The organism is Gilliamella sp. W8145 (assembly GCF_016101145.1).
GTDB lineage: Bacteria > Pseudomonadota > Gammaproteobacteria > Enterobacterales > Orbaceae > Gilliamella > Gilliamella apis_A.
Map to the genome: position 1 here is coordinate 41,003 of NZ_JACFRC010000006.1, position 14,152 is coordinate 55,154.

General features: G+C 33.7%; 13 protein-coding genes. 3 read left to right on the forward strand and 10 right to left on the reverse strand.

All coding sequences use genetic code 11. The features are described 5' to 3' along the window. Positions 1-31: 31 nt before the first annotated feature. Positions 32-1,546: a lysine--tRNA ligase gene (gene lysS, locus H3T80_RS11790; RefSeq protein ID WP_086353725.1), complete on the forward strand. Its 1,515-nt coding sequence runs from the start codon at positions 32-34 to the stop codon at positions 1,544-1,546. A gap of 122 nt (positions 1,547-1,668) precedes the next feature. On the opposite strand, the gene H3T80_RS11795 is transcribed toward lysS, so the two are convergent. The 6 genes from H3T80_RS11795 to ung all read right to left on the reverse strand — a co-directional run bounded on the left by H3T80_RS11795 (position 1,669) and on the right by ung (position 7,391). After that, a complete protein-coding gene (locus H3T80_RS11795; protein ID WP_198201813.1) occupies positions 1,669-2,145 on the reverse strand; it encodes a hypothetical protein in 477 nt (158 codons plus the stop codon). Beyond that, positions 2,117-2,836 carry a hypothetical protein gene (locus H3T80_RS11800; RefSeq protein ID WP_198201814.1) on the reverse strand — a complete coding sequence of 240 codons (720 nt, stop codon included), beginning with the start codon at positions 2,834-2,836 and terminating at the stop codon, positions 2,117-2,119. The genes H3T80_RS11795 and H3T80_RS11800 overlap by 29 nt, the downstream gene beginning before the upstream one ends. A gap of 715 nt (positions 2,837-3,551) precedes the next feature. Further along, positions 3,552-4,805 carry a uracil-xanthine permease family protein gene (locus tag H3T80_RS11805; RefSeq protein WP_370527379.1) on the reverse strand — a complete coding sequence of 418 codons (1,254 nt, stop codon included), beginning with the start codon at positions 4,803-4,805 and terminating at the stop codon, positions 3,552-3,554. 107 nt (positions 4,806-4,912) lie between these two features. Then, positions 4,913-5,539, reverse strand: a complete 627-nt coding sequence (gene upp, locus H3T80_RS11810; RefSeq protein ID WP_086363210.1) for a uracil phosphoribosyltransferase — start codon at positions 5,537-5,539, stop codon at positions 4,913-4,915. A gap of 161 nt (positions 5,540-5,700) precedes the next feature. Beyond that, complete coding sequence (gene gntR, locus H3T80_RS11815; protein ID WP_086363211.1) at positions 5,701-6,705, reverse strand: gluconate operon transcriptional repressor GntR; 1,005 nt, start codon at positions 6,703-6,705, stop codon at positions 5,701-5,703. Continuing rightward, positions 6,702-7,391, reverse strand: a complete 690-nt coding sequence (gene ung / locus H3T80_RS11820; protein ID WP_198201816.1) for a uracil-DNA glycosylase — start codon at positions 7,389-7,391, stop codon at positions 6,702-6,704. The genes gntR and ung overlap by 4 nt, the downstream gene beginning before the upstream one ends. A gap of 393 nt (positions 7,392-7,784) precedes the next feature. Here ung and grcA point away from each other — a divergent pair, with 393 nt between their 5' ends. Then, positions 7,785-8,168, forward strand: coding sequence for an autonomous glycyl radical cofactor GrcA (gene grcA / locus H3T80_RS11825; protein ID WP_034902904.1), 384 nt, complete (start codon positions 7,785-7,787; stop codon positions 8,166-8,168). 50 nt (positions 8,169-8,218) lie between these two features. Here grcA and H3T80_RS11830 read toward each other — a convergent pair whose 3' ends face one another. From H3T80_RS11830 to H3T80_RS11845, 4 genes are read right to left on the reverse strand one after another with little or no spacing between them, the layout of a single operon-like run. Continuing rightward, the gene (locus H3T80_RS11830) at positions 8,219-9,274 is read right to left on the reverse strand and encodes a tyrosine-protein phosphatase (protein WP_198201817.1); all 1,056 of its coding nucleotides are present in this window, start codon (positions 9,272-9,274) and stop codon (positions 8,219-8,221) included. Between the two features lie 3 nt (positions 9,275-9,277). Then, positions 9,278-10,546, reverse strand: a complete 1,269-nt coding sequence (locus tag H3T80_RS11835; protein WP_198201818.1) for a PTS sugar transporter subunit IIC — start codon at positions 10,544-10,546, stop codon at positions 9,278-9,280. Between the two features lie 16 nt (positions 10,547-10,562). Then, entirely contained in the window at positions 10,563-10,871 is a 309-nt protein-coding gene (locus H3T80_RS11840; RefSeq protein WP_110446916.1) for a PTS sugar transporter subunit IIB, read from the reverse strand. 17 nt (positions 10,872-10,888) lie between these two features. Beyond that, a complete protein-coding gene (locus H3T80_RS11845; RefSeq protein ID WP_034902898.1) occupies positions 10,889-11,194 on the reverse strand; it encodes a PTS lactose/cellobiose transporter subunit IIA in 306 nt (101 codons plus the stop codon). Between the two features lie 170 nt (positions 11,195-11,364). Between H3T80_RS11845 and H3T80_RS11850 the strand changes: the two genes are divergently transcribed. Continuing rightward, positions 11,365-14,061, forward strand: a complete 2,697-nt coding sequence (locus H3T80_RS11850) for a sigma 54-interacting transcriptional regulator (RefSeq protein WP_198201819.1) — start codon at positions 11,365-11,367, stop codon at positions 14,059-14,061. The last annotated feature ends 91 nt before the right edge of the window (positions 14,062-14,152 follow it).

Genomic DNA, 14,152 nt, shown 5'->3' on the forward strand with positions numbered 1-14,152 from the left:
CCCTGTTTGGTGATAAATAAAAGGTAATATTATGTCAACACAGCAAGAGCAACAAAACCATATTGAAGAGTTAAACAACGAGCTTACAATACGTCGTGAAAAGCTAGCTGCAATTCGCGAACAAGGCATTGCTTTCCCAAACGATTTTCGTCGTGATGCAATCTCAAGCGATCTTCATAAATTGTATGATGATAAAACTAACGAAGAGCTAATCGAAAATAAAATTATCGTTACTGTTGCTGGTCGCATGATGATGCGCCGTATTATGGGAAAAGCATCATTTGTATCACTACAAGATGTAACTGGACAAATCCAACTTTATGTCACTCGTGATGATCTACCAGAAAATTACTATAATGAACAATTTAAAAAATGGGATCTTGGTGATATTGTTGGTGCTAAAGGTTATTTGTTCAAAACCAAAACTGGTGAGCTTTCAATCCATTGTCAAGAAATTCGCTTATTAACAAAAGCACTACGCCCATTACCAGATAAGTTCCATGGCTTAGCCGATCAAGAAATGCGTTATCGTCAACGTTATCTTGATTTAATTACTAATCAACAATCTCGAGATACCTTTATTGCTCGTTCAAAAGTGGTGACTGAAATTCGCAACTTTATGCTTGAAAACCACTTTATGGAAGTTGAAACACCAATGATGCAAGTGATTCCTGGTGGAGCTTCAGCAAAACCATTTATTACTCATCATAATGCGCTAGATTTAGATATGTACTTACGGATTGCGCCAGAACTTTACTTAAAACGTTTAGTTGTTGGTGGATTTGAACGAGTATTTGAAATTAATCGTAACTTCCGTAATGAAGGGGTATCACCACGACATAATCCAGAATTTACAATGATGGAAATGTATATGGCTTATGCCGATTATAAAGACCTAATTGTATTAACCGAAGCATTATTCCGCCGTTTAGCTATCGCAGTAACTGGTGATGCAGTTGTACAGTATGGCGAACATACTTTTGATTTTGGAAAACCATTTATCAAAATGACGATGCGTGAAGCAATTTGTCATTATCGTCCAGAAACGAATAATGCGGATTTAGATGATTTTGATAAAGCATGTGCAATTGCCAAAGATGTGGGAATCAAAGTAGAAAAAGGTTGGGGATTAGGTCGAGTTGTAACTGAAATTTTCGAAGAAGTTGCTGAAGCTAACTTAATACAACCAACTTTTATCACCGAATATCCAGCTGAAGTATCACCACTGGCTCGTCGTAATGATGAAAACCCATTTGTCACTGACCGCTTTGAATTTTTCATCGGTGGACGAGAAATTGGTAATGGTTTCTCAGAACTTAATGATGCAGAAGATCAGGCGCAACGTTTTGCCGATCAAGTATCACAAAAGGATGCCGGTGACGATGAAGCAATGTTCTATGATGAAGATTACATCACCGCATTAGAACATGGCCTACCACCAACTGCTGGCTTAGGGATCGGTATTGACAGAACTGTAATGTTATTTACCAACAGTCATACTATTCGCGATGTAATTTTATTCCCGACAATGCGTCCAATAAAATAATGGTTGTTGATTACTATTAAACCAAACTCACTTATTGAGAAATAAGTGAGTTTTTTATTTATCAAAAATAAATCTGTTTGATTTTAGGCGTATGGATTACGCATTACAATACCACTAAACCGCTAATGAGAGACACAGACAAGATTAACTCCACCGCCACCCCAATTTCCTGTTAAATCTACATGACCATATCTCGCAGAAACTATATACCGATAATTCTTATCATAATCATTGCCCTGGTTGAGAACCTCATCTGTCCAGTACCACCAAAGGGAGGTTTGGAAGTCATTAAAGTTGGCATTGTAATCACCCATAGATCCCCACTCTGCAAATAAACCTGCACCGATGTTACGTTCATAATAACCATCAGATGATGAAGGAGTTGCACCAACAAAACCTTGACATCTATAATTATTTGATGGGCAAATTGCATTAGTTAAATCCTTTACTTCAGTAATACGATAACCAATCTTTTCACACCATGATATTTGGTCATAGTTGTAGTTTTTAGGCTCTCGATTGACGAACCATTGTTTTAACTGAAAACCATATTTAATCACTTCATTATCACTACTGTCTCGACCAACTAACTCGAACACTTGTACCGGAGGGATCTGCTTTAATACCTTCGCGTTCAACCTCTTCCCATTTTAAGGGTTGAGCAACACCACCTATAATTAAATCAAAATATAAACCATCGTCGCCTGTCGTTGGGAAGTTTAAACCATAAGTGGTCGAATCAAACGACTGGGTAATAAACCCATTTTCAGGATCCCAAATGGATGGAGGACCTGCAAAATGCCCCATATTTGTTACTTTTGAACCATATAATAAATTGGGTTTAGCAAAACACACTTTTGGCGATATTTTAGGATTGATATAATAAGTTGTATTACTCGCGTTAAAAGTATTACTATTTGGAAAGCCATAACGAGTAGTTAAGGCGCCATCAGTATTTGATAATGTTAATTTGTATGGCGCTTTACAGATATCTAATGTTGCATTACGTGCAACCGATTGATTATTTTTATCTACGATAGATAATGTTAAAGAACCAGTAGCGGTAACATTCTCATCGCCATCATCATCTCCAAAATAATTATATGGTTCTGCGACAAGTGAACTTAAATTTATTGAATAAGTATCAGTTGGCACTAACATGTCGATATTAGCGAACGTTTCACCTAAATTTGGTAATTCGATTGGCTTAATAAATGAATTATTTGTTGTAGGAGTGTATTTAGTTCCATTAGAGAGGGTTATCCCGAGCAGGCTATCGGTGTTAGTCACACGAGTCCCTCCTCCATCAAAGGTAAAATGAGGCGCATGACCATGAATAAGATTTGATGTTTAAGATGTTAATGCTTGACTAGAAAAGGATAGTTGCATAAAAGCAACCATTATTAACCCTAATAAAATTCGCCGAGATAAAAAAGAACGGCAAAAGGATTGTAAAAAAACGCAGAATTCTGCTTGATTTCGATAAAAAACAAAATATAGTAAAAAATGAATATTGGGAGCTCAACTTTGACGAATTTAAAATATATGTTGCCCATATTGGCTTTTGGAAATTACAATACATCTAGACGATCTCGCCAATTAATATTTTTTTATTTAAATTTATATGCAAACTTGCAAATATTCAGTCGGAATTTTTTACTTAAAAGAGTAAAGTAGTATAGAGACAGAAAAATTTCTCGCAACTTTTTTAAAATACCTCTACTATCTAAAAGTTATTACTCACTTATTTATTCTAAATAACATACTATAAATGAAATATGTTTTATTATTTTATTGAGCAGAAATAATAGTTATTAAGTTATCCTCAACGCTTTGGATCAGAGTTGGCTTATTATATTTATGAATACTTTTTATAAAAGTTAGTGCTTGCTGACTAAAATAATTATTTATTAAGTAAAACGTAGAGATCTTATAGAGTAGTAAAAAAAGAGGAAATATGATTAGCCGTTAATCGATTTTATAATTAACGGCCAGAATGTTTATCTTAGTTATTTGTTTTAGTTTGTTGCGGTAAGATTAAATTTAACACAATGGCTAAAATCCCACATAAACTAATACCCTGTAATGCATAAGAACCAAAATCGAAGATCATGCCACCAATACCAAATACTAGTACTAAAGAGACGATACACATATTCCGTGATACAGAAAGATCGACTTTATGTTTGACTAAAATATTAATACCAACCGAAGCAATTGAACCAAATAACAACACCATGATTCCACCCATTACGACAGTTGGAATTGAACTTAAAAATGCCCCTATTTTACCAATGAAAGACATTAAGATTGCCCATAATGCAGCCCAAGTCATTACCTGAGTTTTAAAATTGCGGGTTAAGGTTACCGCACCAATAACTTCGGCATAAGTAATACATGGAGGCCCACCAAAAAATCCTGCTGTTGTAGTAGCCAATCCATCACCCAATAATGTCCTCTGTAAACCTGGTTCACGAGTATAATCTTTACCTGTTACAGAGCCAATTGCCATAATATCACCCACATGCTCAATTGTTGGAGCAATCACAATAGGAATCATATATAAAATAGCTTGCCACTGAAACTCTGGAAATGTGAAATCAGGCACTTTAAACCATGGTGCATCAATAACCGGTTGAAAATTGATAATACCAAAAGCACATGAAAGTGCATATCCAACCACAATACCGGCAATAATCGGAACTAATCTAAAAAAGCCTTTTGCCCAGATAGCAACAATTAAAGTCGTTAACAAAGAAGCCATCGAAATAATGATAAGTTGATAGTTTTCGGCTTGAAGTCCACTATCTTTACCCATAGCCATACCAACTGCAACTGGAGCTAATGATAAACCAATTACCATAATAATTGGCCCTGTAACTACCGGTGGTAAAATCCGATCGATAACATTGTTACCATTAATTTTGACCAGAAAAGCAAAAAACATAAATACCAAACCAGCGGCAACCAATCCACCTAAAGTTGCCGGTATTCCCCATTGAGCTACTCCAAAAGAAATTGGTGCAATAAAAGCAAAAGAAGAGGCTAAAAATACCGGTACTTTATTTTTAGTTGCAAGTTGAAATAACAATGTACCGACACCGGCAGTAAATAAAGCCACATTTGGATTTAAACCAGTTAACAGTGGCACTAAGACTAAAGCACCAAAAGCGACAAATAGCATTTGAGCACCAGTAAAAATATCTTGCCAGGCTGGTTTTAATGGTGAAGTATCCTTTTTAATTTCATCATTATTGATTTTAAACACGTTTTCCTCTCTTCTTAAACTTCTTTTTGCTAATAGCAAATTAATTATTAAATAGCAGACATAAAAAAACCGGATAAACCGGTCTAAAAATTGAGATTTTATTTAGTGCCAAATATTTTGTCTCCGGCATCACCTAGCCCAGGTAAAATATAGCCTTTATCATTTAGGCGATCATCAATTGATGCCGTATAAAGTTCAACATCAGGATGTGCTTGTTCTAATACTTTGATACCTTCTGGCGCAGCAACTAAAACTAACACTTTGATATTTTTACAGCCTGCTTTCTTAAGTAGATCAATAGTTGCTACCATTGAACCACCGGTTGCTAGCATCGGATCAACCACTAACGCCATTCGTTCTTCGATATCTGAAGTGAGTTTTTGGAAATAAGGAACAGGTTCAAGTGTTTCTTCGTTACGATAAAAACCAACAACACTAATTCTTGCACTAGGTATGTGTTCTAATACGCCATCCATCATACCTAAACCAGCACGTAGAATAGGAACAACAGTAATTTTTTTACCTTTAATACGTTCTACTTGCACAGGGCCACACCAACCTTCAATGGTTACGGTTTCTGTTGGTAAGTTAGCGGTTGCTTCATAAGTTAATAAACTACCAACTTCACTGGCAAGGTTTCGGAAATCTTTTGTGCTAATATCGTGTTCACGCATTAAGCCAATTTTATGGCGAACTAGAGGGTGTTTTACTTCAACAATTTTCATGGGGGCCTCAGTGTTATTCTTTGATGATCTAATTAGTAGGTGTAAATAACCACTGAGAGGCGATTGTAGCATAGATATCAAATCATGAAAACCTGAAATCCATCCCAACTTAATCAATAATGTGATAATGATATAAATTTTAGAAAATATTTTAAAATTGATTACAAACTTTCACCATCAAGATATTCAACAGGTAAATCGATGACCTTTTCAGCAATATTTTCACCATTTATACGTTTCAAGAGTAATTCTGTAGCAATTTTTCCCATTTCAATTCTTGGCGTATGAATGGAAGCTAATTTAGGATTCATATACTGACCAATTTTATGACCATGAAAACCAACAATCGCTATTTGTTTAGGTATTTCAATGCCAATACGCTGACATTCAAGTAATACACCTAAAGCCAAATCATCATTGGTACTAAAAATACCATCAACACATGGATATTCTTTTAATATCTGGTGTAAAAATCTCGCCCCCAAATCATAAGATGAGGCTTCTTTAGTAGCTAATGTTTTAGGCGTTAATCCTGCCTCTTGCATAGCTTTTTCATAGCCTTGTTGCCGAATGATACTACGTTGATCTTGTCTTGCACTAAAATAAACTATGTGGCGTCGTCCTTTATTTATCATGCGATGAATCATATTTTTTGTAGCTGTGAAATTATCAAATCCAACCGCCATATCAATGCAAGGCGACACGCTGTCCATAATTTCCACTACTGGGACACCTGAAATTTCAATCATCTTTAAGGTAGCTGGATTATGTATCCTTTCCGTCAAAATTAATCCATCAATATTATAAGACAATAAAGAACGGACTCGTAACTCTTCTTTATCAGCGTTATATCCGGTGTGAGTGATCATGGTTTGATAACCTTGCACATCGGAAACCATCTCAATACCTTTTAAAATATCAGCAAAAACTTGGTTAGTTAATGAGGGAAATACAACTCCAATAGCATGACTTTTGGCATTTGATAACATATCAGGAGCTTTGTTAGGAATATACCCGAGCTTATCAATAGCCGATGATATTTGTAATTGAAGTGATTCAGATACAAGCTTAGGATCTCGCAAAAAGCGACTTACTGTCATTTTGCTGATCCCAACTAAATTAGCAATTTCCTGTAAGCCTGGACGGCGTTTCTTATTACTACTCATTTACTTTTTTCCGGTAATCGTGGTTGCCAATCGATAGGTGTTTTACCATGCTGTAAAATAAAATTATTGGCTTTTGAGAAGTGTTTACAACCGAAAAATCCACGATGAGCCGATAATGGCGATGGGTGTACCGCCGTTAACACATGGTGTTTTTGACGATCAATAAATTGACCTTTCTTTTGTGCTGGTGACCCCCAAAGTAAAAAAACAACACCCTCTAGATATTTATCAATTGCCGCAATAACATGATCGGTGAAGGTTTCCCAACCTATTTTGGCATGCGAGTGAGCTTGTCCTGCTTCAACAGTTAATACGTTATTGAGTAATAACACACCTTGAGTAGCCCAATAACCTAAATAGCCATGATTAGGTATCGTGAATCCTTCAATATCAGTTGCTAACTCTTTATAGATATTTATAAGCGAGGGTGGCGGTTTAATTCCGGGTAATACAGAAAAGGATAAGCCATGAGCTTGATTTGGACCATGATAAGGATCCTGCCCTAGGATCACTACTTTAATGTCACTAAATGCAGTGAAACGAAAAGCATTAAATACATCGTGCTGGGGTGGGTAAATAATTTTACCTTGCGCACGCTGCGTTGCCACAAACTGCATTATATGTTGAAAATAGGGCTTCTCTTTTTCAGAGCCAATAACATCATTCCATGTTAATTGATTACTCATATTTGACCTTTACAATTGTTTTATCTAGTTCAACACTGGATTTATTGATGATATTAATTATACCTAAAAATACCAATAAACCTACTGATAATCAATGATGAGAAAAGTACTCTTCATTCAACAGTAAATAAGCGTTCAACGAATAAAAAGACGCATAAAAATAACTTGTTTAATATAAGATCATCAAAATATCACTTAAATTGCAAGTGACAATAAAAGATTACCTTTTAATAAATATAAAGTTATTTGCAAAAATTGAGTAAAATTATAAGATCAACGGTAAAACTTATTAGATTAATAGCTTTTTTTGATTTTAATCAAATTTTGAAAGTGCTATATTACTCCTAAATAGTTTAGGACAATAAGGTCCAGATCCATTAGGAGGATTTAAAAATGATTACAGGTATCCAAATTACTAAAGCAGACAATCAAGCACTACTTAACTCTTTCTGGTTATTAGATGATTCAACCAAAGAAGCTCGTTGTGTTGCTGCTAAATCAGTTTACAAAGAAGATCAAATCGTCCCAACTGCGGAACTTGGTCAATTCGAATATCGTGAAGTTCCATTAGATGTAGCACCAACAATTAAAGTTGAAGGTGGTCAACATTTAAATGTAAACGTACTTCGTCGTGAAACATTAGAAGATGCAGTACAACATCCAGAAAAATACCCACAATTAACAATTCGTGTTTCTGGTTATGCAGTTCGTTTTAACTCACTAACTGCTGAACAACAACGTGATGTTATTGCTCGTACATTTACTACTAAAATGTAATTTACAGAGTATAAATTAGATTAACCCAGTTTAATACTGGGTTAATTTTTTTAATAGAGATAATTTTGTTTTATTTTTTCTCTTTCACTTTCTGTTATTTTTAACGCTTTAGTTAAATATTCTGCAGTTGACCCGAATCTTGTACGCATTTCATCAAATGCAGCTTCAAGGTAACTACTACGCGCTTCCATCATAGAATACAAAAAAGCTAAAATTTCAGCATTATCAGTCTCTTTTTTATATTTCTCCATTCTACGCATATTACGCGAATACCTTAATTCACTAGTCATTGCATAATCTAATAATATAGTTTGTTCATCAACACCTAAAATAGCTAATATAATAGCTATACCGAAACCAGTTCTATCTTTACCTCCTCGACAATGTTGTACTATCGCTAAGTTTCTGCTATCTAAAATAATATCAATAAGTTCTCTATATATTTTGGCGGTTTCAGGATTACGGATAAAATCACGATTTTGTTCTTGCATAATTAGTCCAGAACCATCAATAACCATCTTGCCATTTTTAATTTGGCTTAAACTAATGAGTTCCTGTATTTTTTCATGATCATTACTAGCCTTAGCAGCTAATTCTGCTGAAGATGCATCGGGAATTAAACGAAGTGTATTTAGTTGATTATTCCACAAAAGATTGGGCTGTTTGCTGTATTCCTTTTCATTACGATAATCAATAATAGTATGAAAATTTGCTGTATTTAAATATGCGATATCCTTATCTGTCAAATTATGTAAATGATCTGAACGATAAAGATTACCCCATCTAACAGTTTTACCATCACCAGTTCTATAGCCACCAATATCACGAAAATTATTTGCACCTTCCAATGGTAGAACACGTTCAGCAGTCACATAATTTTGACCATTAATATCAATGATAAAATAGCAACGTTTATCATCAAGAATATCTAAATCAATGCTTGATTGTGTTGTTTGGGTAAGGATAGTTTTTTCTGCATTTTTTATATCAGCACTATCACTCAAATAAATTTTTACCTCATGCGACTTTGGTGGTGATTGCCAACTTAGACGCACACGGTTTGATGATAATCGTTCAACTGCATTAACTATAATATTATTGTGCATCTACTATTTCTCCGTTGCCGCTTGTTCAATACTAAGTTTTTGTTTATCCATGTAACGAACAAATGGAAAGTAAACTAACATAGCAACAACTAACAATACCACATGCCATATTGCCATTTGCCAACCACCAATCATAAATCCTTTAATAATTTCAGGCGTTCCAGCCGTTGGTAGAGGCATACCATTAACACGAGGAATAATACCAATCAATGTAGCAAAATAAGATAAGCCGACATTAATTGTTCCAGCAAAAATTAAAGGTAAAAATAAAATTGGATTTAATACCATAGGTAAACCAAATTTGTAAGGCTCACTAATACCAAAGCAACCGGGTATAAAGCCAATCTTACCTAAACTTTTCATTTGTTGGCTCTTACAGCGTACTAATAAAATAGATAATGCCAAATAACGCGGTCCTTTTTGTGCATTAATAAATGTCATAGTGACAATAAATGGTAACGCCTGACCTGCTTGAAATGCTTCTAAATTGGCGATATCAAAAGGATAGAATAAGGCATATAAGATAGCCGAAGTCGCCATTGAACCGTGAATACCAAAGAACCATAAAAATTCCGCTAAAAATACAATTAATAACGCTGCTGCTAAACTTGCACCTAAGCCTTGAAGCGGTACTTGAATTATGGAATAAATTAAATTATGTACATTATCAAATTCAGTAAGACCAACTAACGCATTAATTAGAGCAAAGACTACGGCAATAATAAATGCGGGAATAAGACTCGAAAAAGATTTTGATACAAAATCAGGTACTGACTCAGGCATTTTTATCGTTAGTTTACGATTAAGTAAGAAAATATAAAAACGTGTAGCAAATAATCCTACTAACATCGCAACAATCATTCCTCTTGATCCAACATACAAGAGATCAATGGCTGCAATACCGTTGGTTTTCATTGGAGTGATAAAAAGGAAAGCCATTAGCCCCATTAATGCAGCTAAAATACCATCTTTTTTATGTAATTCTGCCATCTTATAGGCAATAGCTATCACGACATAGAGTGAAATCACGTTCATGGTAACTACTGAAGCAACTTTAAAAGCGGATTTCAATCCTGTTGCCACTAATACTGCCTGATAAGATTCAATATTTAAACTATTTAAAACCGCAACAATTGAGCCTACCATCATGACAGGTAATAGCATCATCATGCCACTTGAAACAGCTTGCACAGAATAACTTGATTGAATAGAGCCAATAACTTTTTGCAATTTTGCTCTAAAACTCATTAGCGTTTCTTTATTATTTATCATAATAAAATCTCTCTTATTAGCTGATTCCATTGTCTAAAATTTCTAAGGCAGTTTTTAACACCTTTTCACCATTCATCGTTCCATAGTCCAGAGAATCAATAACAACTATTGGAATGTCATGCTGTTTTTTTAAGTTTTCATAGATATACTCTATTTGCGGTCCTAACATAATAATGTCCAGATCATCATATTGATCTAATTCAGTTTCGCTTACTGCATTAATATTGACATCAATACCCATCTTTTCCGCAGACTCTTTCATTTTTTTGACTAACATACTGGTAGAGAATCCACCCATACAAGCTAGCATAATGTTATAAGTCATATTAATTACCCCTTTAATTATTTATCTTTTAATATTTCTATAATTTCAATGGCTAAATCTCGCATTGAAATTGCATTCATTAAGTGATCTTGAGCATGAATAATCAGTAACGAAACTGGAATATGATTACCCTGAATCTCGTTTTGAATTAATTCAGTCTGTGTTTTATGCGCAATGGCTAAAAATTTTTTTACTTCTTCAATTAAACTATCGGCTTGTTCAAAATTACCTTTACGAGCAGCTCTAATTGCTTTTAGGCAGCGACTTCTTGCATCACCGCTATTGGTAATTAGTTGCATTACAATCTCTTCATACTCATTCATTAATTTTTCCTCAGTTTGATATATTTCATGTAATAAATAACAGCAATAACCGTGCCAAAACAAAATAAATTAAAAATAATCAATAAGTAATTTTTTAAGTTGCTAATGTGTTTTTATGTGTTTTAATACACATTGAAGAATAGATTTGCTAAAACACATTAGGATGTGAAATGTTAAGAATTGAGATTATTTTCCAAAAATTACAGGAATTAACGCTAAAAAACAGTGAAGGAGTTACTACTTCTGAACTTGCCACATTACTGAATTATTCTCGCGCAAATGTTAGCCACGAATTAAATCAGCTTATTAAGCAAGGAAAAGTGGTTAAAGATAAAGGAAAACCAGTCAAATATTCTATTGCTAAATCTTCGATAAAAACCGAAAACAAACCAAATTTCAAATTTGGTGAATTCAAAAATTTCATCGAGTCTAGCACCAGTTTGCATACCTTGATTGAACAAGCTAAAGCAGCCATATTTTACCCTCCTCATGGTATGAATATTTTAATTACTGGTGAGACTGGGGTTGGCAAATCACTGTTTGCCGAACTGATTTATAACTATGCTAAAAGTGTCAATAAAATTAGTCCTGATGCGCCATTTATCCATTTTAATTGTGCTGATTACGCCTCAAATCCACAACTACTTTTAACCCAATTATTCGGCTGTAAAAAAGGTGCCTATAGTGGTGCAATCGATGATCGTGAAGGTTTAGTTGAAAAAGCGCACACCGGGCTGTTATTTTTAGATGAAGTTCACCGTTTACCTCCAGAAGGCCAAGAAATATTTTTTACTTTTATTGATAAAGGCCTTTTTAGACGACTAGGTGATACCGTAGAACGAACCGCACAAGTTCGTATTATTGCCGCAACGACAGAAGATCCTAATTCAGCATTATTGCGTACATTTACTCGTCGCTTTCCTATGAATTTAACAATTCCGCCTTTAAGAGCAAGAACTTTTGAGGAAAGGTTTAATCTAATTCAAAATTTCTTTAATACCGAATCTGCACAATTAAAAGAAAAAATTGTCGTATCAAGTAATGCCCTTCGCGCTTTGTTAGGCTATAACTGCCCCAATAATATAGGGCAACTTGAAGCTGATATTCGTTTTATTTGTGCAGCCGCCTATGCCAAACATATTTCCTACAGTAATTCAGAGTATATTTATATTAATAGTGCTCTATTACCAAATCACATCAGTGAAGCATTATTGATTGAAACACAACATCGTCAAACGTGGAATAAAATCATTGGTATTAATCGAAAAAATATTATATTTCAGGGAGAAAATAATAAGATCCTATATGAAAATAATAAATCGAATGATATTTACGATATCGTAAATCGAAAAATCGCTGAATTAAAAACTCAAGGTAGGGAAAATTTCGAACTCGAAGAAGAAATTGAACAAGAAATTCAGGATTATTTTTATACTTATATTTATAATAATACTAAAAAATATGATAAGAATAAGTTGAAAAATATAATTTCAACTAAAGTATTACGTTTGACTGAAGCCTTAATTGAACAGGCTGAAAACAGTTTACAGTGTAGCTTTAATAATCGTATTTATTATAGTTTAGCTAACCATATCGAACAGACACTAAAGCGAATAAATAGCAATCAAAAGATTAGTCATCCGCAATTAAATAAAATCCGAACGAATTATCCAAATCAATTTAATGCTGCACTTGATTGTCTTACAATGATTGAACACATTATGGATACGACACTGCCCATCGATGAAGCAGCTTATCTGGCCATGTTTTTTATATATGGTACTAATAATCCTATTTTACCTTCAAATAATGTGCAAATTGTCGTTATTGCTCACGGAGATAAAACCGCAACGTCAATCACGAAAACAGCACATGACTTACTTAATATTGAATATGCACTTGCTTTTGATGTACCACTTGATCAATTGCCACAAAAAATTCTCGAAAAAATTATTAACCATATTCAATTAACTAAAAATAAATCAGACATGCTATTACTGGTTGATATGGGATCTTTGAAAAATTTTGGTGAAGAGATAGAGGCAAAATGTAGTATTAAAACCAAAACAATTCAATTGGTTAGTACTTTACATGTTATTGAAGCAATTCAAAATGCAATGAACGGATATTGCTTAGAAGAAGTATATGAGAATGTGTTACAAATTCATATGCTTAATCAAGCACCATTAGTATCAGCACCGCAAGAAGAGAGTTTAGTTAATAAAAAATTAGCTATTTTAATTATTAATGTACCGAATAAAAGTACCAATATCACCATAGATTTATTAAATAATGTACTTTCATATCGACAAAATATCTTAGACATTATTGCACTTAGTTTATCTCACGAAGATGATAAATTATTTAAAGAAATCGAAGAAATTCAGCAAAGTCATACTATTGTTGCTATAGTGAGCCCATTTAACTTTAATACTTCAATAAGCCAATTCGATTTAACATCATTAATTTATCCGGACAATATTAAGAAATTACAGCAATTAATTGATATTGAAACCATTTACTCTTTAATCGAAAAAACACTTTCGAATATTTTATCCAATATTGAACCGCGCGATTTACTAACAGATATTAAGCATTTTAATGAAAATATAACCCGTAAATTTAATATTAGAGTATCAAATAACACTTTGATTGGACTTGTTATGCATATCGCTTGTATGCTTGAGCAAATAATTAATGGCGAGCAGAGCAAAGTTAAATTTATTGATAAACAAAATTATATTCGTAAATATAGGAATGAATATTCAATTATTAAAGATGAATTGGTTGTTTTTGAAGAAAAATATAAAATTATCATTCCTGAAGAGGAGATCTGCTATATATTAAAATTCTTTAACCACCTTTAGAAAAGGTGGCAATATTAAGTCATCCTTTTGATATAACCTGATCGATAAAGCCCGTAATATCACGGGCTGTTATGAGGTTATTTAAAAATTA

Excerpts from the sequence above, each read along its gene's own strand:
- gntR (WP_086363211.1), bottom strand. The coding sequence starts at position 6,705 with ATGAGTAGTAATAAGAAACGCCGTCCAGGCTTACAGGAAATTGCTAAT.
- ung (WP_198201816.1), bottom strand. The coding sequence starts at position 7,391 with ATGAGTAATCAATTAACATGGAATGATGTTATTGGCTCTGAAAAAGAG.
- H3T80_RS11830 (WP_198201817.1), bottom strand. The coding sequence starts at position 9,274 with ATGCACAATAATATTATAGTTAATGCAGTTGAACGATTATCATCAAAC.
- H3T80_RS11850 (WP_198201819.1), top strand. The coding sequence starts at position 11,365 with ATGTTAAGAATTGAGATTATTTTCCAAAAATTACAGGAATTAACGCTA.
- grcA (WP_034902904.1), top strand. The coding sequence starts at position 7,785 with ATGATTACAGGTATCCAAATTACTAAAGCAGACAATCAAGCACTACTT.
- upp (WP_086363210.1), bottom strand. The coding sequence starts at position 5,539 with ATGAAAATTGTTGAAGTAAAACACCCTCTAGTTCGCCATAAAATTGGC.
- H3T80_RS11835 (WP_198201818.1), bottom strand. The coding sequence starts at position 10,546 with ATGATAAATAATAAAGAAACGCTAATGAGTTTTAGAGCAAAATTGCAA.
- H3T80_RS11845 (WP_034902898.1), bottom strand. The coding sequence starts at position 11,194 with ATGAATGAGTATGAAGAGATTGTAATGCAACTAATTACCAATAGCGGT.
- lysS (WP_086353725.1), top strand. The coding sequence starts at position 32 with ATGTCAACACAGCAAGAGCAACAAAACCATATTGAAGAGTTAAACAAC.
- H3T80_RS11840 (WP_110446916.1), bottom strand. The coding sequence starts at position 10,871 with ATGACTTATAACATTATGCTAGCTTGTATGGGTGGATTCTCTACCAGT.